The sequence below is a fragment of the Haloactinopolyspora sp. genome (genome assembly GCF_027324685.1).
In the GTDB taxonomy this organism is placed as follows: Bacteria; Actinomycetota; Actinomycetes; order Jiangellales; family Jiangellaceae; genus Haloactinopolyspora.
In genome coordinates this window covers 48,663-72,000 of the sequence record NZ_DAHVSH010000015.1, presented here as the reverse complement: position 1 = coordinate 72,000, position 23,338 = coordinate 48,663, and the positions used below count along the sequence as shown (strand labels likewise).

The window sequence follows — 23,338 nt, the reverse complement described above, 5'->3', positions numbered from 1 at the left end:
GTCACGGCGCTCGGCGCGGGAACGACGACGACGCGTCGCGGGTGAGGTCGGCTGCGTAGCGGCGCACGAGCTCGAGGTTGCGGTCGGCCAGGTGGTCGAATCCCTGGCTGACGCTGGAGCCGGGCGTCAGCGAGCGCAACGCGGTGGCGGGGTCGAGCCGCGCGGAGATCCAGCATTCGTGGCTGGCGGCGCGGGCCACGACGTCGGCGGTCGGCGTGACGATCATCGAGTTGCCGAAGTACAGCTTGCCCGCTGGGTCGATCCCGGTGCAGTTCGCCCCGACGACGAAGACGTGGTTGTCGTACGCGCGAGCGCGATTGGTCAGCTCCCACAGGTCCGCCGAGCGCAGCAACGCCGACGGCCGGACGATCACCTCCGCGCCCCGCACCGCGCTGATCCGGGACAGCTCCGGGTAGTCGCCGTCGAAGCCGATGATCATCCCGATGGTGCCGAGGTCGGTCTGGGTGACGCTGACGTCGTCGCCCGGCGTCACCCAGCCCCCGCGAGAGCGCAGCTCGGTGCAGAACGGGTGCGTCTTGCGGTAGATCCCGAGCACGTCGCCGTCCGGCCCGGCGAGCACCGCGGAGTTGTAGACGATGCCGCGTTCGGAGCCTCGTTCGTAGGTGCCCCACACGAGGTGGACGCCGAGCCGTCGCGCCGCGTCCTGGAACGGCTCGGTGAGCGGTCCGGGCACGTCGGTCACCAGGTCCCACAGCGCCTCTGGCGAGCATCCGGGGGTGAATCCCGTCGTCACCGACTCCGGCAGGACGACGAGCTCGGCACCGGTGTCAGCAGCGCACCGTTGCGCGTAGTCGATGGCGTGATTGACGTTCGCCTTGATCGTCTCGGTGGTCAACGGCTCGGCCCGGGGCCGTACCTGAATCGCTGCGGCCGTGAACGCGCGCATCGCCGCCTCCTGATGTCGACGCCGCCGGGTGGGCACCACGGTAGTCACCGTTTTGCTTGCGCAGGTCCGGTGAGGAGAGAAACATCGAGAGACAGCCATCGGCGACGCAGCGGAGGTGATCACCGTGGCGGTCTGTGAAGTCTGCGGCAACGACTACGCGCTGGCCTTCGAGGTGCATGCTCAAGGGTCGGTGCACGTGTTCGACAGCTTCGAGTGTGCGATCCACAAGATGGCACCGGTCTGCGAACACTGCGGGTGCAAGGTCATCGGGCACGGCGTCGAAGCCGATGGGCACTTCTACTGTTGCGCGCATTGCGCGAGCGCCAAGGGTGTCGAGGGCCTCGTCGATCACCGCGACACCTCGAGGTGACCGAGCGGCGCCGACGCCGCGGGCGCTCATCGCCGTTGTCGCCCGGCGGCCCAACCACCGACGACGGCCCCGGCCAGCGCGATGGCCGCGCCCACGAGCACGCCCCGGGTGAACTCGCCCGTCAGGAGGGCGCCGCGAGGCAGTGCCGGTGGCGGGGCGGTGTACACGACGCCCGCGTCCCTGCCCGTCGTCGACGCCGCTGTAGTCGACGCCGCCGCCGGCACGGCCTCGCGCCCGGCCAACACGTCGTCGACGGCGGCGAAGAACTCCCCCGCGGTCTTCTTCGCGACCCCGGCGAGCATCCGCTGCCCGACTCCGCCGATCATGCCGCCCACGACGGCGTCAGCGGAGTAGGCCACCTGGGTCGCTGCGTCGCCGTCCTCGCTCAGGGTGACCGCGACGTCGCAGCTGACAGTGCCCGGAGCGCCGGCGCCGGACGCGGACAGGACGAACGAACCAGGAGCATGCTGGTCGTGCAGCCGCACGTCGCCGGCGTAGACGCCTTTGATCGTGCCGACGCCGGCGGTGACGGTCATGGCGTAGGCATCCGGTGCGGTGGCTTCCAGGCGCAAGCACCCGGGAATCGTCCGCACCAGGACGGCGGGATCGGTCAATGCCTGCCACACCTGCTCGCGCGAGGCGTGCAGGACGGCGGATCCGGTGACCTTCATCAGCTGTCGCCTTCCTCGTTCGTCGCTTCTGCGCGCAGGTGATACAGCTCGGACGGCGAGATCGGCATCCTCGAGATCCGGATGCCCTGGGAAGACTCAGCGTCCTCGATCGCCGACGCCAGCACCGCTGACACGGGGATCACGCCGGCCTCTCCGGCACCCTTGATGCCCAGCGGGTTCAGCGGCGAGGGTGTCTGCAGGTGGTCGGTCTCGATGACCGGGATCTCGCTGGCATAGGGCATGAGGAAGTCCATGAACGACGCGTTGAGCAACTGCCCCGCATCGTCGTAGACGAGCTTCTCGTACAAAGCTCCCCCCACCCCCTGCGCGACCCCGCCGTGGATCTGGCCTTGGACGATGCGCGGATTGATCAGCGTTCCGCAGTCGTGCACCACGCAATAGCGCAAGATCGAGATCTCCGCCGTTTCGGGGTCGGTCTCGACGATCGCCGCGTGCATCCCGTTCGCGAACGTCGAGCGAGGCGGCGAGTAGTAGTCGGTGCCTTCCAGGCCCGGCTCGTCGTCGTCGGCGACCGGGGGCCGGTCCGGGTCGGCGGGTGCGGCGAACTGGGTGGCGCGCTGGGATTCCGCATCGAAGGCGTAGCGCAACGGGTTGGACAGCACCGCGGCGGTCCGCAGCGGGATCGTCGCCCCCGGGACGCCTTTCACCTGCACCACGCCGTCGACGATCTCGAGGTCGCGCGGGTCGGCTTCGAGCGCCTCGCCGGCGATCCGCAGCGCCTTCTGGCGTACCTTGCGCGCGGCGAGCGCGACGGCGTTGCCGCTCATCACCGCGGCTCTGGACGCGAACGTGCCGACCGCGTAGCCGAACCTGCGGGTGTCGCCGGTGGTGACCACCACGTCGTCGAGCGCCACGCCCAGCTCGTCGGCCACCACCTGAGCGAACACCGTCTGATGCCCCTGCCCTTGGGTGGTGAGCCCGGTCGCGACGACGACCGTGCCGTCGGTCTCGACCTTGACGAATCCGCCCTCGTAGGGCCCCACGCCGGTGCCTTCGACGTAACAGCCGAGGCCGATGCCGACACGTCGCCCGGCGGCGCGCGCCTCGTCGCGGATCGCCTCGAACTCGTCCCACCCGATGAGCTTCTTCACTTTGGCCAGCGTCGCGGGGTAGTCACCGGAGTCGTAGATCAGCGGGCGGCCGTCCTGGAACGTCAGACCGTGGTCGTACGGCATCTCGTCGGGGCCGATGAAGTTGCGCTCGCGCACGACAGCACGGTCGAGGCCGAGGTCGGCGGCGATGGCGTCCATGGTCCGCTCCATGGCGAAGCAGCCCTGCGGGCGCCCGGCACCCCGGTACGGCGTGACCGCGACGGTGTTGGTGTACAGGCTGTGGAACTCCGCGCGGTACGCACCGGGCTTGTACGGCCCGAGCAGCTGCGTGGTGGTGATGATCGGGACGATGATCCCGTACGGCGTGTAGGCGCCGTTGTCGTGCCAGATGGTCACGTCCAAGCCCAGCAGGTGCCCGTCGTCGTCGTAGCCGACTCGCACGTGCTGCAGCTGGCCGCGTTCGTGCGCCGCGGAGACGAAATGCTCACGACGATCTTCGGTCCACTTGACCTCCTGGCCCAGCATGATCGCCGCCCACGCCACGAGCACCTCTTCGGGCCACGGGTGCACGATCTTGACGCCGAATCCGCCCCCGACGTCCGGCGCGATCACTTCCACGCGGTCCAGCGGCAGCTCGAGTTTGGCCGCCAGCGCCGCGCGTACCGACGTCGAGGCCTGGGTCGAGGTGTAGACGCGCAGGCTGTGGTCGTCGCCGTCCCAACGCGCGTGCACGCCCCGGCCCTCCAACGGGGTGGAAGCGCTGCGCTCGATCTCGAGGTCGAGATCGAGCACGCGTGGTGCGGTGTCGATGGCCGCTCGGGCGTCGCCGGTCTCCTGGACGAGGTGGGCCGAGACGTTGCCGGGAACGTCGTCGTGCACGAGAAGGTCGCCGTCGCGTGCTGCCTCGATGCCCACCACCGGCGGCAACAGCTCGTAGTCGACCCGGATGCGTTCGCACGCGTCCTCCGCCAGGTAGCGGTCGGTCGCCACGACCATGACGATTGCTTCGCCGACGTGGTTGACCTCGTTCTTGGCCAGCGGACAGGCCGTTCGGCCATGGGTGAGCGCCTCGTGCGGAATGAGCACCGGCAGCGTTTCGCCGACGCGTCCCGGTAGGTCGTCGTGGGTGTAGATGGCGACCAGGCCGTCGACGGCGAGCGCGTCGGTGACGTCGATGTCCACGATGCGCGCGTGGGCGTGCGGACTGCGCACGAATGCCGCCGCCAGAGCGGCGGAGCCGATGTCGTCCAGGAATCGGCCCTGGCCGGTGAGTAGTCGGGGGTCCTCGCGCCGGGCTATCGGCTCACCCACGGTCCTCGTCGTCACCCGGGTGCCTCCTCCCGCTCCTCTCGGCGCAGCTGCGCCGCCCGCAGGACCGACGCGACGATGTTCTGGTAACCCGTGCAGCGGCACAGGTTGCCCGTGATCGCTTCGCGCGCTTCGGCCTCGCTGGGATCTGGATGCTGGTCGAGGTAGGCGGTGACAGTCGTGACGAACCCCGGCGTGCAGAAGCCGCACTGCAGCCCGTGACACTCGCCGAAGGCTCGCTGCACCGCGCTCAGCTCGCCGTCGCCGCGGGCGCAGCCTTCGACGGTGGTGACCTCTGCGCCGTCGTGCATGACCGCGAACTGCAGGCACGAACGGATCGTCTCCCCGTCCACGAGCACTGTGCACGCCCCGCACACGCCGTGCTCGCAGCCCACGTGCGTGCCGGTCAACCCGAGGTCGTGGCGCAGGAAGTCCGACAACAGCCGGCGAGCGGGCACGCTCGCCGAGCGCGGCACCCCGTTGACGGTCAGCGTCACCTCGTGCAGCGACTCGGCCGGGCCTGTGGGGGTCATTGCGGTCATCGTCTCGCCCTCGCTTCCGCCCGGGTCGCCGCGTGGTCGACGGCCCCGCGTCCTGCCCGTGCGGTGAGCACGCCGGCCAGTTGCCGGCGATAGGCCGCCGTGGCGTGGATGTCGTCGTCAGGTTCCACCCGGGCCGTGACCAGCCGAGCCGCGGCCGCCCAGTCGGCCTGGTCGAACGGCGCCGCGCCCACGGCGTCGGTCAGATCCACGACGACCGGTACCGGGCCCATCGACACCAGGGCGGCCCGCGCTTGCCGGATGCGATCGTCGTCGTCCACCGCGATCAGGACGCCAACCCCGCACACGGCGTAGTCGCCGGCCCGCCGGGCCACTTCGACCCACGCCGAGCCGGTACGTCCCGGCGGGACGGGAAAACTCGCCTCGGTGACGAGTTCGTCAGCGCGCACCGACGTCGTCATCGGCCCGGTGACGAAGTCGGCGGCCCGGATCTCTCGCTGCCCGTGTTGCGAGCGCACCGTGACCGAGCCGCCGAGCAAGGCCAGGACCGCCGGCATCTCCCCCGCCGGGTCCGCGTGCGCCAGGCTGCCGACCGTGGTACCCCGGTGCCGGATCGTGGGGTGAGCGACGAGCACCAGCGCCTGGCGCAGCAACGGCAGCGCCGCGTGTACCAGCGGGTCGTGTTCCACGCGACTGTGCCGCGCGGCAGCGCCCACGCGCACGACCTGTCCGGCATCGACCGAGGCGACCCGCACGACGTCCAACTCGTCGATGCGGTTGACGTCGACCAGGTGCGCCGGGGCGGCCAGGCGCATGTTGAGAAGCGGGACGAGGCTCTGCCCACCGGCGAGCACCTTGGCCTCGGGGCCGTGCTCGCCCAGCAGCGCCACCGCGTCGGCGACCGTGCCCGGGCGGTGGTAGGCGAACCCCGATGGCTTCACCTTGTCCATCCTCCTACCGGGACGCCCAGCATGCTCATTCCTCGCTCGGCCGAGGCGCGCCTGTGGCGGATCTGCCCTGCTTGAGGTGGTCCGGCGCAACCACGTACGACAAGTGGTACATCACGATGGTCACCAGCGTGCCCAGGGCGATACCCGAGAGCACGAAATCGTCGGTGACTTCGAGCGAGGTGTCGCCGATGGCGATGATGATGCCCGCCGACACCGGCACGAGATTGATCGGATTGGCGAAGTCGACGCCGTTCTCGATCCAGATCTTCGCGCCGAGCATCCCGATCATGCCGTACAACACCACGGTGATACCGCCGAGCACCCCGCCTGGCACGGCCGAGACCAGGGCACCGAACTTCGGCGAGAACCCGAACCCGATCGCCACCAGCGCCGCGACGTAGTAAGCGGCGGTGGAGTACACGCGCGTGGCCGCCATGACGCCGATGTTCTCGGCGTACGTGGTGGTCGGTGAGCCGCCGACGGACGAGGCCACGACGGTACCCACACCATCGGCGGCGATCGCCTTGCCCATCACCGGGTCGAGGTCGCGGTCGGTCATCTCCGCCACCGCCTTGACGTGCCCGGCGTTCTCGGCGATGAGCGCGATGACGGCGGGCAGGACCAGCAGGATGAAGGCTGCGTTGAAGCTCGGCAGGTGCCACCCGACCACCTCGGTGCCGTCGGCGGCGACCGTCGTCGCGGCCGGGAAGCCGAACCAATCGGCGTCGCCGAGGGCGTCGAAGTTCACCCGCCAGTGGGTGGTGACTTCACCCGCGGTGGCGTCGAACGCGGTGATCTGCCCGAAGACCCGGTCGAAGATCCACGACAGGGCATAGCCGAACACGAGGCCGACGAAGATCGCGATCCGGCCCAGGAACCCACGCAGGCCCACCGCCATCATGATCACGGCGGTCATGACGATCAACGCCATCCACTGGTCCTGCGGCCAGTAGACGTCGGCGACCACGGGCGCCAGGTTGAACCCGATGAGCATCACGACCGCACCGGTGACGACGGGCGGCAGCACTCGGTACAGCACGCCGGAGCCGAGCACGTGGATCGCCACGCCCGCGCCGATCAGCACCAGGCCCGCGACGAGGATGGCGCCGGTGACGTCCGGGGAGTCGCCGCCCTGAGCCCGGATCGCGGCCACCCCGCCCACGAACGACGCGCTGGTGCCGAGGTAGCTGGGCACCTTGCCCTGGACGATCAGCAGGAAGCAGATCGTCGCCACCCCGCTCATCATGATCGCCAGCTGCGCGTTGAGCCCCATGACCAGCGGGAAGACGAACGTTGCACCGAACATCGCCACGACGTGCTGGGCGCCCAGCCCGACCGTGCGGGCCCACGAGAGCCGCTCGTCGGGGCGGACCACCTCCCCCGGCGGAGGCGTCCGTCCGCCGTAGACCACTTTCCAGCCGAGTGCCACGCGTCGCCTCCTTGTGAGGGCGGCAGCAGCGGTGCCGCTCCCGCGATCGTTTCGGCCGTGACCGGTACGCACGGCCGACGTCGATCATCCGCGCGCACGCGTTTCAGGCAAAGTAGACACCCCGCGCAGCGAGAGCATGGGCAGTTACTGCCGAGGAGATACCGCTCCGGTCAGCAACCACTGCCGGTCACAAGGCCCTACACAGATGGCTCAAGCGCTCAGCGGCGCACACCCCGATGGTGGGCGATGTCGGTGTTCTCCATCGCGCCCCAGCCGTGCCAGCGGTCAACCTCGATCCATGCGCTGACGCGGGCGCGGTCGCGGGTGGGGTACGGGCTCCCGGTGTAGTGCCGAGCGAGCCGATCGATGTCCGCCAGCCCGGTGTCGTCGAGCAACTCCACGACCCGGCCCTGAACGCTCACGTGGGTATACCAGTTTTCTCCGTCGACCGCGGTCAAGCTGACCCGAGGGTCGTGGCGCAGATACTCCAACCGCTTGCGCGCACCGTCGAGGTTGATCAGCACCCGGCCGTCCTGCCACAGGTACCAGGTGGCGACCGTGACCGGCTGACCGTCCGGGCGCACTGCCGCCATCACAGCAGGGTTGGGCCGCGCGAGGAAATCACTCACGTCCTGCGGAAGCGGGGGCTTGGCCACGGCTCGACATCCCTTCGACTGACATGACGTTCATCGAGCACCACCGCACGTGCTCAGTCCCTCACCTTGCCATGGGTGCCAGAGCGGACGGCAGCGGGGCGACGTCGACGATCCGGCCACCGGTGCGAATCGAGTCGGTGGCTGCGCAGCCCGCCGCAACCGCCTGGCGAGCCGCCACCGGTGAGGTGATGGTGGCGGTGCCGTGGCGCACGGCGTCGAGGAACTCGGCCACGATGCGCGCGTCGGCTCCACCATGCCCGGCCGTGCCGCTGGCCACGGGAACCTCGAGGTCGGCGTCGGCCCGGTAGCCGTGCCGGCCGGCGTTCCACACCCGGATCACCGCGCCGTCCATGTCACCGAAGTTCTCCATCCGGCCGTGATCGCCGATCACCGTGTAGTTGCGCCAGTAGTCCGGGGTGAAATGGCATTGCTGGTACGTCGCGAGAACACCGTTGTCCAAGCGCAGGTTCACCTGGCTGAGGTCTTCGACGTCGATGACCGGGTGCAGGCCGCGCAGCGACCGCGGCGGCCAGTTGTGTTCCGGGTCGTACCAATCGTGCATGAGCTCGTCGCCGCGCGAAGCCCGGTCGTCGATGTCGCCGTAGACCGCCAGTGTCCCCATGGCTTGAACCTGGGTAGCGAAACCGCCGGCCAGCCAATGGATGACGTCGATGTCGTGGGCGCCCTTCTGCAGCAGCAGGCTGTTGGTGTAGCGCCGGTCGGCGTGCCAGTCCTTGAAGTAGAAGTCACCGCCGTGCCCGACGAAATGCCGGCACCAGATCGCCTTGACGGTACCGATCGCGCCGTCGAGAACCAGCCTGCGCATCTCTTGCACGACCGGCATGTGACGCATGTTGTGCCCGACATAGAGCAGGCTGTCGGTCTCGCGCGCCGCGTGCAGGACCGCGTCACAGTCGTCGACGCTGATCGCCAACGGCTTCTCCACGTAGACCGCCACGCCGGCGGCCAGAAAATCGATGGCCATCCCGGCGTGCACGTGGTCCGGTGTGAGCACGAACACCGCGTCCAGGCCGGCATCGAGCAGGTCGCGGTGATCGGCAGTGGCGACAACCTGTTCGCCGTAGGTCTCCCGAGCGCGCTGCCGCCGCGCTTCGACGGGGTCGCACACAGCCACCACCGCCGATCCTGCTTCCGGGTGGTGTGCATGCAGTGCGAGCCCGGACCGTGTCCCCAGGCCGACCACGCCGATCGACAGGTCGGTCATGACGCAACTCTCCTCTACGCGGTGATCGACAGGCCTCCGCTGTCGCCCGAGCCATCGTAGGTCGTGTCGATCACCGGGGTACGCCGCGCATCTGCAGCACCTTCAACGCCAGCGCGAGGTCGAGGCGCAGCTCCGGGTCGGTCGTGAACGGCCCGACGATCCGCTCCAGCTTGCCGATCCGGTACCGCAAGGTGTTGTAGTGAAAGTGCAGCTGCCGCGCGGCCTCGGCGACGTTGAGATTGGTCTCCAGCAGCACTTTCAGCGTGTTGCGCAGGTCCTCCATCTCGTCGTCGTCCGGACGCGCCAGTTCGTGCAGAGTCTCGCGGGCGAAGCCACGCAGCTCCTCTCGGTCCTCGATCAGGCTGAGCAGCCGGAACGAGCCGAGGCCGTCGAAGTGCGCGAGTGAGCCGGCACCGTTGAGCTGGCGCCCGACCTGGACCGCGCGCCGGGCCTGCTCGTAGGCGTGCGGGAGCTCCGCGGGATCACGGACGAGCCGGCTGACCCCGGTGGAGAACGAGCGGCGCCCGCTACCGCCCTCGTTAGCTACCTGGCGGACCACCTCGCGCACCAGGGTGTCGGGGTCCCGCGAAACTTTCGGCGCCAGCAACGCCACGACTTCCTGGGTGAAGCCGACCACCGCCGCGCGGCTGTCGCGGCGGGCAACGACGTTCTGCCAGGCGACGGTGAACCGCTCCTGCACCGGCCTGCGCTGTGGACCGGCTACCGCCGCCGGGGTGTCCTCCGGGTCGAGCTCGGACACCACGACCACCAGCTCGCGGTCGACGTCCCAGCCCAACGACTCGCAGTGCGCCACCACCTGGTCTCGTCCGCCGCCCCGCCCAGCCAGGACGTCGCGCAGGAAATCACCTTGATACTTGCTCTCCACAGCGGTGACGGCGAGCTGCTTGTTCACCGCGAGCGCGGCGACCGTCGCAGCCCGTTCGAGCACCATGACGTCGCTGCGGTCGATCTCGCGGCCTCGGGCGAAGGCCACGATCCTGCCGTGATCGACCCGCCCGGCCACGATCGGCACCACCGCATGGCGTCCTGGCACGTCGGCGTGGGTGTGCACACCGCCGCGGCCATCCTCGATGCGGAACCGCCCGGCCGAGTCGAAACACGCCGTGTCGCGCCAGGCCGCGAGCTCCTCCGGCGAGCCGGCCTCTGCCAGGACCCGGCCGTCGGAGCTGGTGATGAACACCGACACCCCGAGCACGGCGGAGGTCTTGACCGCCAGTTCCCGCAGTCCGCCGCCTTCCAGGACCACCGACAGCAAGGCCTGGTGCACCTCCCACGAGCGCTCGAGCGCCGAGGCTTGCCGATTGAGCACACCGGTGAGGACCTGGTTCAAGATGTCGTCGAAGCCGACCGCGTCGGGCAGGAGCAGGAGCGGCAACCCCAGCCGGTCGGCCTCCTCGATCATCTCGCCCGGCAACTGGCTGAGGTAGCGGTGCAGCTTCACGCCGATGGCCGCCACCCCGCGGGCGTTGAGGTCGACCACCAGCGATGGCAGCCCCTGCGGCGTGTTGCGCAACGGGTACCCGGTCGTGAGCAGCAACTCGTGCGGCTTGACCCACGGCAGGATGTCGGGCACCTCCATGATGTTGGCGCGCTGCACCACGCGCTCGAGACCACCTGCACCGGCCAACAGCCGAGCGCCGGCCAAAGCGGGGATCTCCATGGCCTTGCGGATGGTCAAGCCCGGCACGGCATGCGTCGGCCACGTGACTTCCGGCTCCGGCAGGGAATCGTGCCTGGCCCGGTCGTCGGCGGAGGCTGCTGGCAACTCCGGCGAAGCCGAGCGACCATCGTTGGCAAGTTTTCCCATGCGGGTGACGCTATCGGCCCAGCTACGTTCATGGCAGTACCTCAGGTCCACTGATCCGCGAACGGAGCCATCGGTGCTGGTCCCGGTGTGTTCAGCCGATCCGCCCGACGCGTCGGGTCAGGTCGTGCCGGGCGTGGCCAGTAGCCCACTGGTGTCGTTGCTCCGCGCGCCCGTGCGCCGCGCCCGCGTGGTCGCCGCCACCTCACGCCTGGTCGCGATCGTGGTCGAGGCCGCGGCACCGCAGGTCGTCTGCGTGACGGCCGGGGCTGGCGGGGCGCTGCCATGTGCGCTCACCGTCGACGGCTCCGTGCCGTACGCAGAGGTGGGGACGGTGGTGGCCGTCGGTTCCGGGCGGGTCCAGCTCCCCGGTGCCGTCGTCACGACGATCCGGTGGCGTCCGGTTCGCCCGCCCGTGCTCACCGACCCCGGGAGCTGCTTCGCCCGTGCCGCGGGCTGTCCGACGCCGGACCTGCCGCCGGCGCTCGTCGAGTACGCCGACGAGCTCGCCATGGTGCTCGCCGGCGGCGCGGTGTCACCGACCGCGCTGGCCGCGCCGGTCCAGGCGCTGCTCGGCTTCGGCCCTGGTCTCACCCCGGCCGGCGACGACGTGCTCACCGCTGCGCTGGTGGCCTTGCACGCCGCTGGAGATGCGGCCACTTCGTCGTTGGCCGCGGCCATCGCCGCCGGGCGTCCGTTCGAACGGACGACGGCGCTGTCGGCCGGTTTGCTGCACCTGGCCCAGACCGGTCTGGCCGTGCGGCAGCTCACGCGGTTCGTGGAGGCACTCGGCACTCCGGGAGCTGATCTGACCGCCTCGGGCCAGGCGTTGCTCCGGGTGGGTCACACCTCGGGTGCGGCGATGTATCTCGGCGCGGTGGCTGCGCTGCGCCGCCGGAGGCCCGTATGACACGTCATCTCGAGCTCCGCGCCGGCGCCTACCACGACTCCGTGGCGTTGATGCAGGTCAGTCAGACCGTGGCGGCGGAGCCCGGCGTCGTGGCCGCACTCGTGGCCATGGCCACCGATCTCAATCTCGACCTGCTCGGCAACCTCGGGTTCGATCCGCCGGCCGGTGCCGGCCCCAACGACCTGCTCGTCGCCGTCCACGCAGACGAGCCCGAAGCACTGCAACGGGCCCTCACCACCGTCGACGCGGCGCTAGCCGAGCGTCCTTCCGCAGCGCACGGCGGGTTCGACAGCGAGGCGCAGCCGCGAACCGTCGGCTCGGCCGCCGCCCGGTCCGGGGCCACCATCGCGGTGATCTCGACTCCTGGGCCGTATGCGTTCGTCGAGGCGATGGACGCCTTGGAGCACGGGCTGAGCGTCATGGTCTTCTCCGACAACGTCCCGCTCGCCCACGAGATCCGGCTCAAGCAGGAGGCATCACGTCGTGGCCTGCTGGTGATGGGACCGGACTGCGGGACGGCAGTGATCAACGGCGCGGGGCTCGGCTTCGCCAACGTCGTGCGCCCCGGGCCGGTCGGGGTCGTGGCCGCTTCTGGAACCGGTGCGCAGCAGGTCATGTGCCTGATCGACGACGCCGGCGTCGGCGTGAGCCATTGCTTGGGGGTGGGCGGGCGCGACCTGTCCGCTCCCGTCGGCGGGGCCGCCACGATCGCGGCGCTCGACCTGCTCGCCGCGGATCCGTCGACGGAGATCATCGTGGTCATCAGCAAGCCGCCGGCGCCCGACGTCGCCGACGCCGTACGGGCCAAGGCGGCGGTTGCGGCGAAGCCGGTCGTGTTCGCGCTGCTCGGCCTGGGCCAGCCCGACCTCACCGCGGCCGCTCATTCCGTCGTCACGGCCGCCGGGGGTCGCTGGCGCCCGCCGCGCTCGTGGCCGGCGCCGATGACGCGCTTGGGAGCGTACGGTCGCGTCACCGGTCTGTTCTCCGGCGGCACGTTGTGCGACGAGGCGATGGTGATCGCCAGCGCCGCGCTCGGACCGATTCGCTCGAACGTCGCGCTGCGGCCGGACTGGCAGCTGGGCGGCGACCTGCACGCAGACGGTCACGTGATGATCGATTTCGGGGACGACGAGCTCACCCGGGGCCGCCCGCACCCGATGATCGACGGTTCGCAGCGGATCGAGCGGCTGCTCGCCGAGGCCGAGGAGCCGGGCAGCCGGGTCGTCCTGCTCGATGTCGTGCTCGGCCACGGTGCCCATCCGGATCCCGTCTCCGATCTGGCGCCGGCGATCAGCCGAGCACGTGAGCGGGCTCAGGCTCGAGGTGCCGACTTGGCCGTCGTCGTCTCGCTCATCGGCACCACCGACGACCCCCAGGGACTCGAACGTCAGGCCAACGCCCTGGCCGCGGCCGGCGCGTCGGTTCACCTGTCCAACGCCGAGGCCGCCCGCACCGCGGTCGGACTCGTCCAGGCGGGCTCATGAACGCCGCCCGAAGCCGCGCCCGCCTGCTCGACGAGGCACCGCGCGCCGTCACCGCCGGTGTCGAGCTGCTCACCGAGTCGCTACTCGCGCAGGCCGTGCCCGTCACCAGCGTCGATTGGCGCCCGCCATGGCCGGGAACCGAGGCGAGCCTGATGCGGGTGATGGCCGACCCACGTCGCAGCGCGGCGAACGACCGAGCCGTCGAGCGGATGCTGGCCTCCACCGCCGAGCTGGTCGATGTCCGTCCGGCACATGCGGCCCTGGGCTTGGAGCCGGGTCGGTTCCTGCATGCCGGACCGCCGCTGACCTGGGACGAAGCCTCCGGGCCGATGCGCGGCGCCCTGATCGGCGCGATTCTGTTCGAGGGCTTGAGCGACTCACCGAGCGAGGCGGAACGGATGCTGGCCGACGGCCGCGGCATCACGTTGGAGCCATGCCATCATCACGGTGCGGTCGGCCCGATGGCCGGTGTTTTGTCGCCGTCGATGTGGGTCTTCGAACTGCGTGACGAGGCGAACGACGCCACCGCGTGGTGCTCACTGAACGAAGGCCTCGGGAAGGTCCTACGGTACGGCGCCTACTCCCCTGAGGTCATCGAACGGCTGCACTGGATGAGCGACGTGCTCGGCCCGGTCCTGCACGCGGCTGTTCGCGCCCATGGTCGCCTCGACATCAAGGGCATCGTCGCGCAGATGGTGCAGATGGGCGACGAAGGGCACAACCGCAACCGGGCCGGGACGCTGATGCTGCTGCGCGAACTGTTGCCCCATCTCGTCGCCGGTACGGCGGCGTCCTCGCAGACCGCGGACGTGGCCCGGTTCATCGCCGGTAACGACCACTTCTTCCTCAATCTCGTCATGCCGGCCGCGAAACTGCAGACCTCGGCGGCCGCGGACATCCCGGGCAGCACCGTCGTGACCACCATGGCGCGCAACGGCACCGAGTTCGGCATCCAGGTCTCGGGCACCGGCCAGCAGTGGTTCACTGCGCCGGCCGAGACCCCAGCCGGCCTGTACCTCGCCGGATATGGGCCCGAGGACGCCAACCCCGACATCGGCGACTCCGCGATCACCGAGACGATGGGGCTCGGCGGCTTCGCGATGGCGGCGGCGCCGGCGATCGTGCGCTTCGTCGGCGGCAGTGTGCCCGACGCGTTGTCGACCAGCCGGCTCATGTACGAGATCACGCTGGCCGAGAATCCTGCCTACGCATTCCCCATCCTGGACTTCCGCGGCGCCCCGACCGGCATCGACGTCACGCGCGTCGCTCGCACGGGCATCCTGCCGCAGATCAACACCGGCATGGCCGGCCGCGTGGCGGGCACCGGCCAGGTCGGCGCCGGTCTGGTCAAGCCGCCGCAAGCGTGCTTCACCGCGGCGCTGTCCGCGCTGGCTGATCTCGCTGCGCCGCCGGCCTGAGCGACAATGGTGATACGTCGCCGTTGAGCCGGCGCGCTCCCGGGTACACCAACATCATCGGATGACCAGGGAAGGTGGGTGAGGCGTGATGCGGGAGTCGATACGTCTCGGGACGATCTACGGCGTTCGGGTCGGGCTCAATGTCAGCGTCTTGGTGATCGGCGCGATCATCGTGGTCGGACTGGCCGCTGGCCGGTTCCCGGCTGTGTATCCGGACCGCAGTACGTGGGCCTACGTGGTCGCCGGGGTCGTGACGGCGATCCTGTTCTTCGTCTCCCTGCTGGCGCACGAAATTGCGCACTCCGTCGTCGCGATCCGCAACGGGATCAACGTGCGGCGCATCACGCTGTGGCTGCTCGGCGGCGTCGCCGAACTCGAAGGCGAGCCCCGGACCCCGGGAGCTGACTTCCGCATCGCCGTCGTCGGGCCACTGACCAGCCTGGCCGCCGCGGTCGTCTCGATGATCGTGGCCGCGATCCTGCTGGCCGCAGGGGCCGACGATCTGGTGGTCGGCATGTTCGCCTATCTCGCGGGCATCAACGTCCTGCTCGCCGTGTTCAACCTGATCCCGGCAGCCCCGTTGGACGGCGGCCGGGTGCTGCGCGCGGCGCTGTGGGCCTGGCGCGGCGATCGGGCACGAGCGGCGGTGACCGCCGCCAAGGCCGGGCGGTTCTTCGGGGTGTTCCTGATCGTGCTGGGCATCGTGGAGGTCCTCTTCACACCTGGGCTGGGTGGACTCTGGCTGGTGCTCATCGGGCTGTTCCTGGTCAACGTCGCCACCGCCGAGGAGTACCAGAGCCGGCTCAGCGAGACCCTGCGTGGCGTCCGCGCGGGTGACGTGATGACGACCGACCCGATAGCGGTGGATCCGGACCTGCCGCTGGACCGGTTCATCGCCGACCAGGCATGGACGCACCGCCATTCCTCGTACCCGTTGCTCGACGCCGATCGGCGCCTGCTGGGGCTGGTCACGTTGAACCGAGTCCGGGAGGTGCGCCACGAGGACCGCGCGACCACCCGGCTTCGAGACATCGCCTGCCCACCGGAGGAGCTGCCGATCAGCGAGCCGAACGAGCCGTTGGTGGAACTGCTGCGACGGATGCAGCACGGCACCGACGGGCGGGCGGTCGTGCTCGACGACGAGCATCGCGTCGTCGGCATCATCTCGCCCAGCGACATCAGCCGCGCTGTTCAGGTGCGAGGTTTGCAGGCGTTCGACTCGTCCGGCAGCCGCGAGGCCGCCGCGCGGACGTGGCTGCCGTGAGTTCACCAGCCCGTCGTGGCCCTCAGGACGAGGTTGTCCGGCGGGTCAGAACGGTGGGGCCTCGAGCGGATCAGGCAACGGTTCCGGATCCGGCGGCGGCTCTGGCCCAGGCGGCGATTCTTCGATGAATCCGATGACTTCGGGCAGCGTGCGGTAGATGCGCCCGGCGGGGCTGACCCACACGTACACACCGGGCGCAGGTTGATAGAGCTCCCAGCCGTGCAAGGTCTTGTCGAGATGGAAGCGGCGCGCCAGTGCTTGATTGTTGCCGGCCCCGGTGGTGCCGCCGCGCTGGTAGGGAATGCGGTGGTCGATGTCCGAGGCGCGCGCGGGCGTGTCGTTGGTCGGGAAACGGCACGTCCGGTCGCGGGCGATGATGAAATCGATCAGTGCTTGCGGGGGCGTGTACCTGGTGCGGCCGTACTCCAACAGTTGGCCGTCGACCGGATCGGTCAGCATGCGCCGCAGGCCGGCACCTTTGGTCGTGATCATCCGTCCAGCCTGGGCCGTGATGGGCCCGTAGCCTTCGAGTTCCGCGGGCCGGTCGTCGCGGCCGAGCAGGGTCGACAACGCCATGGTGACGTTCACGGTGGCTGCACGTCCGTGCTGGCGGGAATCGGTGCGGTATCCGTCGCCGCGGCAGCAGCCGCTACCGGCACGCGGTGCCTCAGGAGCATCCTGGCCGCTGTCGCCGTCGGGTGCGTCGTCGGCGTCGATTGCGTCATCGGAGTCGCAGTCGCCCTCGTCCGGTCCGCTGGTGCCGGGTGTGGGGCGACACCCACCGAGAAAGCCGGACCGCAGCGCGTTCCAGCCGAGTCCGGTGATGATGTCGAACCGAAGCTGATTCAGGGTGCGCTGGTCACCGGCACTGCGCGCGGACCGTGCGGCGGCGTCGATGGCAGCGTAGAGCGCCGCGAGGTCCTCCATCGGCCCGACGAGGACCATCTCGCCCATGCCGTCCCCGCCTGGGTATGAGCGCGGCATCTCCACTCTGCGCCTGGCCTGGCCCTCCTGCCGGCGCCGCTCGGCTGCGGCCGGGTCGGCGGCGATCACTTCACGATCGAGCCGCCGGGCCAGCTGACGCGTGGTCAGCTGCCCCGCGTCCGGCAGGATTCGCTGCTCCACCAAGCGCTGCTTGTCGCCCTCAAGGACCCGTGTACGACTCGCGATCAGCTCGGCGCGGCGCTCGTCGATACGTCCCGCGTCCAGTGCGTCCAGCGTGGCCGGCAAGTCGTCGGTCAGCTCCACCGCCAACGCCGCGCGGGCATCGGCTTGGGCCGGCGTACACGACAGCGCCGCGGAGAGCTCCGATCCCACAGCGCGGATCGGGTCGTGCCAATGCCGCGTGGAGTGCATCTCCGCGTCGTCGTCACACCCACCGCAGAATCGGTAGTTCTCCCGCTGCGACAGCTCCACGATCGCCCGCATCTGCACCGCTCGCAGATGCGCGACCTGACGCTCCACGGCCACGATGAGGTCCACCACGGGCGAGTCGTCGTCCAGCCCCGCCACGTCGACCTCTTCCAACACCGCCGCCAGTTCCACGCCCGGCGGGTAGTCGGCCCACTCCGGGGTTGGCGGCGGCGAATCCATGATCCAATCTTATCGAACACCAGTCCGAATCACCAGATCGAGTTGGCATCCCGGGTCAACGGCGCTCCAGGTCTGCCGGCCGATCGACGTCGTCGGGGCGTCCGGTGCCGTCACAGTCCACCAACGTCACCAACTCCGGATGCGCAGCCATGAACCCGCGCGCCCCCTGGTCGCCGTGCGCGGCGGCAGCGACGTCGTCCCATACCTCGCGCGCCAACAGGACCGGATTACCGCGCCTGCCGTCATAGGTCGCCGCGGCGACGAACGCACCGCCGGCGCGCGCTTCCCGCAACCGCCGCACGCATCGCGACCCCAGCCACGGTTGATCCACGAGCACCACCACGGCCGCGTTGGCTTCCTCTGCCGCCAGCGCCGCCAGCCCGACACGCACCGACGACCCCATCCCGGTCCGCCAGTCCGGATTGTGCACGACCTTCGCCCCGGGAACCGTCAGCCGTACCGCCCCGTCGACGACCACGACCGGCGCGCACCCGCCGTCGGCGAGCAGTCGGACGGCGCGGTCGACCAAGCGTTCGCCGTCCAGCTCGACGACGGCTTTCGGCCCGCCGAACCGCCGGCCCTCCCCGGCGGCCAACACCAGGCCCGCAGCGGCCGCGGGGATCACGACGACTCGCCGTGATCGCGATGGATCGGTCCGCTGAGCTTGCTCAGCCGCTGACCGGTGCCGCCCCACCGAGCCGCGATGATCTCCGCGGCGATCGACACCGCGGTCTCCTCCGGAGTTCGTGCCCCGAGGTCGAGGCCCAGCGGCGACGACAGCCGCGCGAGGTCGTCGGCGCTCACCCCGCGCTCGCGCAGCCGAGCCATCCGGTCGTCGTGGGTGCGCCGCGAGCCCATCACGCCGATGTAGGCGGCCGGCGACTTCACCGCCGCCTCCAGCAGCGGGACGTCGAACTTCGGGTCGTGTGTGAGCACGCAGATGACGGTCCGCTCGTCGATCGTGGCGCTGGCGAGAAAGTCGTGCGGCCAGCTGACCACGACCTCGTCGGCATCGGGGAACCGCCGAGGGGTCGCGAACACCGGACGCGCATCGCACACGGTGACGTGGTAGCCCAGGAACCGGCCGACTCGCACGAGGGCGGCGGCGAAGTCGATGGCCCCGAACACCAACATCCGCGGGCGTGGGGCGAACGCATGGACGAAGATCTCCAGCTCGTCCATCCGGCGTTCACCGTCGGCGCCGTAATGCCGTACACCGGTCATGCCCTGGTCGAGCATGCCGCGGGCGTCGGCGGCGACGGCGTCGTCGAGGCGCTCGCCGCCCAACGTGCCACTCACCCGGTCCGGCCACACCACCAGGTGCGCCCCCACCGGGCCGGGCCCGCCGACGACAGTCGCCACCGCGACCGGCTCGCCGGCCTCGATGGCCGCCGACACCGCCGGCAGCTCCGGGAAGGTCTCGGCATCCACCGGTTCGACGAACACGTCGATGATCCCGCCGCAGGTGAGCCCGATCGCGAACGCGTCGTCATCGCTGACGCCGTAACGTTGCAGCGTCGGCGCCCGCCCGGCGATCACCTCGCCGGCCAGCTCGTACACCGCCCCCTCGATGCACCCGCCTGACACGCTGCCCACAGCCGCGCCGGTAGGCGTGACCGCCAGCGCGGCGCCCGGAGGCCGGGGCGCCGATCGGAACGTCCGGACGACGGTGACCAGACCAGCGCGCTGCCCACTGTCCACGGTCTCGACGAGTTCCTTCATCACCTCACGCATGACGGCCCCCATGTCGTTCACGTGCCTGGCCCGTACCGCCCAGCAGCCCGGCCAGCTCTTCGTACGCCGCCAACGAATGGCCCGCGACCAGGTGATCGAGGTGCGGCAGAGCCGCTCGCATCCCGCCCGTGCTGGGCACGAAACCTTCCCGGCCGCGGTGCGGGTTCACCCACACCACCGCCCGCGCGAGTCTGGCCAGCCGGGCCATCTGCTCCCCCAGCAGCGTCGGGTCACCTCGTTCCCAGCCATCGCTGCCGATGACGACCACGGCGCCGCGCGCGGTGCCGCGCTGCCCCCACTGATCGAGGAACGCCGCCAACTCATCGCCCAGGCGCGTGCCGCCGCTCCAGTCCGTCACCGCAGCCATCGCTGCGCTCAGCGCGGCGCTCGGGTCGCGGCCCTGCAACTGCCGGGTCACGCGAGTCAGGCGGGTGCCGACGGTGAAGACCTCCGTGCCAGGCCGTGTGCGGCAGGCTGCGTGCGCGAACCGCAACATGGTGTCGGCATAAGGAGCCATCGAGCCGCTGACGTCGACCAGGAACACCACCCGCCGGTACCGCCGCAGCGGACGCTGCCGGCGCAAGTCGACCGGCTCGCCGCCGTGGCGGAGGATCGCTCGGACCGTGCGGTGGGGGTCGACGCGTCCTGACGGCGCCGCATGCATCCGCCGGGACACCCGGTCGGCCACGGCCGGGGTGAGCGCGCTGATGAAGCGGTGCACCTCGGCCTTCTCGTCCGCGGTGAGCCCGGCCAGGTCACGGTGGCGCAGCACCTCGATACGGCTCGCCGTGGCCAGGCGTTGCGGCGGGGAATCGACGTCGTCGCCCTGCCCGGGGGCGGCCGGGTCGGCCGGGACCGCGCCGGGGCGGTAGATCGGCGTCACGGCGGTTCGGCGGACCGCAGGCGGCGGTCGCCCGGAGAAGTACGCCGCGAACGTCCGGTCGTAGCATTCGATGTCTTCCGGCGACGCGCACAGGGTCACCCGCCCGGCCCAGTAGACCGCGCCCAACGACTCCGCGCCGAGCTCGCCGAGGGCCTCGAGCATCGCGTGCACCCTCGTCGGCGGGACCGCCAAACCGTCCTGGCCCAGCCGCCGCGCGAAACCGACGATCACCTCGACGGCGTCGCGCGGCGCATCGGTGGTGATCATGGCTGGCCCCCGCTGATCACCAGGTCGCCGACGGACTCCAGCACCCGCTCGGTGTCCTCTTGGTACTTCAGCACCGCGCCCAGCGTGCGCGATGCCAGGTCGGCATCGAGCTCGGTGGCGCCCAGCGCAGACAGCGCCGCCGCCCAGTCGATGGATTCGGCCAGTCCGGGCGGTTTGAGCAGCCCGGCGTCGCGCAGCCGGTGCGCCGCCCGCGCGACGTCGTCGGCCAGCCGCTCGCTGATGCCGGGGAGCCGGCGGCGGATCACGGCGACCTCGCGCTCGAACGTCGGATGCGCCAGCCAGTGGTACAGGCAGCGCCGCTTGAGAGCGTCGTGCACCTCGCGGGTGCGATTGCTGGTGACGATCACCGTCGGCGGCGTCTCGGCGCGAATGGTGCCGATCTCGGGAATGGAGATCGTGAAGTCGGACAACACCTCGAGCAGGAACGCCTCGAACTCGTCGTCGGCGCGGTCGACCTCGTCGACCAACAGCACCGACGGCGTCGTCTCGAGCGCCTGCAGCAGCGGGCGGGCCAGCAAGAAGCGCCGGTCGTACAACTCGTGTTCGATCCGGCCGACGTCGGTGACCCCGGCGGCCTCGGCCGCACGCAGATGCAGCACCTGGCGCGGGAAATCCCAGTCGTAGAGCGCCTGAGCGGCATCGACGCCCTCGTAGCACTGCAGCCGGATCAGCGGCGCGTCGAGCACCACCGCCAGCGCCTGGGCGAGCGAGGTCTTCCCCACGCCCGCCGCACCTTCGACGAACAGCGGCCGGCACATCCGCAAGGCCAGGAACGCGGCAGTGGCCAACCCGTCGTCGGCGAGATAACCGGCCTCGTCGAGGCGTGCCGCGAGCTCCTCGGGCGAGGCGATGTCACCTGTGTACGCAGTGTCCACCATGACCCAACGCTACGCCGACGGGACGAGTCAGTGCGTCGGCGCTGGTAGAACCAGGTTGTCGACGTCGCCGGACGGCCACGTGACGGTGACCGCGTCGCCGTCGGCGACCATGCCGACCCGCCGAGCCTCGTCGACGACGCCGGGCACGCCGGTCAACACCACCACGGCAGCGTAGACCTGCCCGAACGACACCGGCGTCGTGGTGCGGGCCCACGGCGCCGCGGACAGCCGGCCCAGCGGGTTGGTGCCGTCACGATGCTGGACGCCCACCTCGTCAACGCCGGAGACGGCGACGACGGCGCTGGTCAACCCGCTGTCCACCGCGACCGACGCGGTGGTCCCCGCCGACCGCTCGCCCGGCGCCCCGGTATCGGTGGCCACCGACCAGCCGCCGATGTGCAGCCGCCACGGGCCGGCGTCGACCAACCGCCACGCGTCCGGGTCGTCGTTGTCGGCCGTGCCGGGCACACCGAAGCCTGGATCCACCGGATCGACGCGGGCCAGGCGGACCTCCAGCGGCCCGCGTACCACCGAGGCGGTGGTGAGCCAGGGGCCCACGCGGATGCTCTCCCAGCCCCCGGTGTTGCCGCCCCGGTCGGACAGATCGAGCCAGTGGGCCCGGCTGCGCGAAGCCAGCCCGGCCGAACCGATGCCGACCGGCGTCAACGGGGTGCGATGCGACGGGACGCCCTCGGCGTCGAGCAGCGCGACGTGTGAATCGACCGGCCGCTGCGCGTCGGCCTGGGACAACTCGGGCGCGGAATGGGTGGCGTACCCGTGTCTGGCGTAGAACGGCAGGTCGACGCTGGCAGCCGGACCGGCGCGTTTGTCCGAGCCGTGGTTCAACACGCGCACGACGCCGTCAGCCACGGTGCTCGACACCACCCAACCCGGCTCGTGCATCACCCGCACCGAGTCGGCCTGCTCGACCGGCAGCGGCACCTCGTCCTCGGTCCACACCGGATGTTCGGCCGGCAGCAGCAGCCCTGCGAAGCCCTTGCTGGCCCAGTACGGCGAGCCGGGACCGGAGTAGGGCTGGCGCACGTTGACGAACGCGCCGTGCCAGCCGATGGGCAGCAACCCGTCGGCGTCGGGCGCGCCTCGCTCGGCGAAGTACTTCAGCACGCCACTGGTCAGCCGGCGAGTCTGTCCTGGCGGCAGCGGCGTGGCGTCGAACACGGCACCGACCCAGAACGGCGCCAGCATGGCGAACCGGTAGGTCAGCGACCGGCCCTGAAAGACCGGTGCGCCGTCGGTGGCCACCAATTCTCTAGCGTCGAGCAGGAACTGCCGCAGCCGGTCGCGATAGGTCTCGCGCATCGACGCGTCGGCTTGCTCACCGAGCATGCGGCAGTACCACAGCGGATACAGGTGCATGGCCCAGTGGGCGTAGTAGTCGTAGTTGTGCGTGCCGCCGTCGGTGTACCAGCCGCCACCGACGTACCAGCTTTCGTGCGCCTGCAGGTTGCTGTCGATGTCCGCCGGGTCCCACGGTCCGCCCACCGAGCGCAAGAACGCCTCCACGACGTTCTGGAACCAGACCCAGTTGTTCTCGTACGTGCCCAGCCCCACCATGTCGCCGAGCCAGTCGACGACCTGCTCCCGGGTTCGCGCGGGCAACCGGTCCCACACCCAGGGCCGGGTCTCGTGCAGACCGATGGCGACCGACGCCGCCTCCACGACGGCCTGTCTGCACTCGGTCAGGCGCGGCCACCGCTCCGGCGACGACGGGTCGACACCGGCGCGGATCCCGTCGGCGTACCACTGCGCGAGGCCATGCGGATCGGCGCCGTCGGCGCCGGCGAGGCGGAACGCCGCCAGGAGGAACGTCCGGGCGAAGCCTTCCAACCCGTCACTCCATCGTCCGGACGCGCTCGCCGGGCCGGGCAGGTGGATGAGCGCGTGTCCCGGTGTGGCGTAAGGCCGTGGTGCCAGCAGCAACGTATCGGCCACACGCTCCCAATCGGTACGG

General features: G+C 70.6%; 20 protein-coding genes. 5 read left to right on the top strand and 15 right to left on the bottom strand.

From position 1 onward, the window contains the following. Position 1 precedes the first annotated feature (1 nt). Positions 2-907 (bottom strand): carbon-nitrogen hydrolase family protein, encoded by a 906-nt coding sequence (locus tag M6444_RS02495; protein ID WP_298322692.1) that lies wholly within the window; start codon positions 905-907, stop codon positions 2-4. A gap of 124 nt (positions 908-1,031) precedes the next feature. Between M6444_RS02495 and M6444_RS02490 the strand changes: the two genes are divergently transcribed. Next, positions 1,032-1,277: a hypothetical protein gene (locus tag M6444_RS02490; RefSeq protein WP_298322689.1), complete on the top strand. Its 246-nt coding sequence runs from the start codon at positions 1,032-1,034 to the stop codon at positions 1,275-1,277. Positions 1,278-1,303: 26 nt separating this feature from the next. Here the strand turns inward: M6444_RS02490 and M6444_RS02485 are convergent, their stop codons facing one another. The 8 genes from M6444_RS02485 to M6444_RS02450 all read right to left on the bottom strand — a co-directional run bounded on the left by M6444_RS02485 (position 1,304) and on the right by M6444_RS02450 (position 10,917). Further along, positions 1,304-1,948: a carbon monoxide dehydrogenase subunit G gene (locus tag M6444_RS02485; protein ID WP_298322687.1), complete on the bottom strand. Its 645-nt coding sequence runs from the start codon at positions 1,946-1,948 to the stop codon at positions 1,304-1,306. After that, positions 1,948-4,347 (bottom strand): aerobic carbon-monoxide dehydrogenase large subunit, encoded by a 2,400-nt coding sequence (gene cutA / locus M6444_RS02480; RefSeq protein WP_298322684.1) that lies wholly within the window; start codon positions 4,345-4,347, stop codon positions 1,948-1,950. Before cutA ends, M6444_RS02485 begins: the two co-directional genes overlap by 1 nt. Continuing rightward, the gene (locus M6444_RS02475; RefSeq protein WP_298322682.1) at positions 4,344-4,862 is read right to left on the bottom strand and encodes a (2Fe-2S)-binding protein; all 519 of its coding nucleotides are present in this window, start codon (positions 4,860-4,862) and stop codon (positions 4,344-4,346) included. The genes cutA and M6444_RS02475 overlap by 4 nt, the downstream gene beginning before the upstream one ends. Positions 4,863-4,867: 5 nt before the next feature. Next, complete coding sequence (locus M6444_RS02470) at positions 4,868-5,770, bottom strand: xanthine dehydrogenase family protein subunit M (protein ID WP_298322680.1); 903 nt, start codon at positions 5,768-5,770, stop codon at positions 4,868-4,870. Between the two features lie 34 nt (positions 5,771-5,804). Continuing rightward, positions 5,805-7,208: a solute carrier family 23 protein gene (locus M6444_RS02465; RefSeq protein WP_298322677.1), complete on the bottom strand. Its 1,404-nt coding sequence runs from the start codon at positions 7,206-7,208 to the stop codon at positions 5,805-5,807. Positions 7,209-7,426: 218 nt separating this feature from the next. Beyond that, complete coding sequence (locus M6444_RS02460; protein ID WP_363326208.1) at positions 7,427-7,864, bottom strand: PPOX class F420-dependent oxidoreductase; 438 nt, start codon at positions 7,862-7,864, stop codon at positions 7,427-7,429. Positions 7,865-7,925: 61 nt separating this feature from the next. After that, positions 7,926-9,089, bottom strand: coding sequence for a Gfo/Idh/MocA family oxidoreductase (locus tag M6444_RS02455; protein ID WP_298322674.1), 1,164 nt, complete (start codon positions 9,087-9,089; stop codon positions 7,926-7,928). Positions 9,090-9,159: 70 nt separating this feature from the next. Beyond that, positions 9,160-10,917, bottom strand: coding sequence for a PucR family transcriptional regulator (locus tag M6444_RS02450; RefSeq protein WP_298322671.1), 1,758 nt, complete (start codon positions 10,915-10,917; stop codon positions 9,160-9,162). A gap of 73 nt (positions 10,918-10,990) precedes the next feature. On the opposite strand from M6444_RS02450, the gene M6444_RS02445 reads away from it, so the two are divergent. From M6444_RS02445 to M6444_RS02430, 4 genes are all read left to right on the top strand, one after another. Next, a complete protein-coding gene (locus tag M6444_RS02445; protein WP_298322669.1) occupies positions 10,991-11,824 on the top strand; it encodes a DUF2877 domain-containing protein in 834 nt (277 codons plus the stop codon). After that, positions 11,821-13,308: a hypothetical protein gene (locus M6444_RS02440; protein ID WP_298322665.1), complete on the top strand. Its 1,488-nt coding sequence runs from the start codon at positions 11,821-11,823 to the stop codon at positions 13,306-13,308. Before M6444_RS02445 ends, M6444_RS02440 begins: the two co-directional genes overlap by 4 nt. Next, the gene (locus M6444_RS02435; protein ID WP_298322661.1) at positions 13,305-14,726 is read left to right on the top strand and encodes a DUF1116 domain-containing protein; all 1,422 of its coding nucleotides are present in this window, start codon (positions 13,305-13,307) and stop codon (positions 14,724-14,726) included. The genes M6444_RS02440 and M6444_RS02435 overlap by 4 nt, the downstream gene beginning before the upstream one ends. Before the next feature lie 88 nt (positions 14,727-14,814). Then, a complete protein-coding gene (locus M6444_RS02430; protein ID WP_298322659.1) occupies positions 14,815-15,990 on the top strand; it encodes a site-2 protease family protein in 1,176 nt (391 codons plus the stop codon). Positions 15,991-16,035: 45 nt separating this feature from the next. Here M6444_RS02430 and M6444_RS02425 read toward each other — a convergent pair whose 3' ends face one another. Genes M6444_RS02425 through M6444_RS02400 form a run of 6 tightly spaced genes read right to left on the bottom strand, consistent with a single transcriptional unit; the run spans position 16,036 to position 23,319 of the window. Next, positions 16,036-17,583 (bottom strand): DUF222 domain-containing protein, encoded by a 1,548-nt coding sequence (locus tag M6444_RS02425; protein WP_298322656.1) that lies wholly within the window; start codon positions 17,581-17,583, stop codon positions 16,036-16,038. A 55-nt stretch (positions 17,584-17,638) separates the two neighbouring features. After that, complete coding sequence (locus tag M6444_RS02420) at positions 17,639-18,208, bottom strand: nucleotidyltransferase family protein (protein ID WP_298322653.1); 570 nt, start codon at positions 18,206-18,208, stop codon at positions 17,639-17,641. After that, positions 18,205-19,317, bottom strand: a complete 1,113-nt coding sequence (locus M6444_RS02415) for an XdhC/CoxI family protein (RefSeq protein ID WP_363326212.1) — start codon at positions 19,315-19,317, stop codon at positions 18,205-18,207. The genes M6444_RS02420 and M6444_RS02415 overlap by 4 nt, the downstream gene beginning before the upstream one ends. Then, positions 19,310-20,467 (bottom strand): VWA domain-containing protein, encoded by a 1,158-nt coding sequence (locus tag M6444_RS02410; protein ID WP_298322650.1) that lies wholly within the window; start codon positions 20,465-20,467, stop codon positions 19,310-19,312. The genes M6444_RS02415 and M6444_RS02410 overlap by 8 nt, the downstream gene beginning before the upstream one ends. Continuing rightward, positions 20,464-21,366, bottom strand: coding sequence for a MoxR family ATPase (locus M6444_RS02405; protein WP_298322647.1), 903 nt, complete (start codon positions 21,364-21,366; stop codon positions 20,464-20,466). Before M6444_RS02405 ends, M6444_RS02410 begins: the two co-directional genes overlap by 4 nt. A gap of 27 nt (positions 21,367-21,393) precedes the next feature. Beyond that, positions 21,394-23,319: a DUF2264 domain-containing protein gene (locus M6444_RS02400; RefSeq protein ID WP_363326211.1), complete on the bottom strand. Its 1,926-nt coding sequence runs from the start codon at positions 23,317-23,319 to the stop codon at positions 21,394-21,396. Positions 23,320-23,338: the final 19 nt, after the last annotated feature.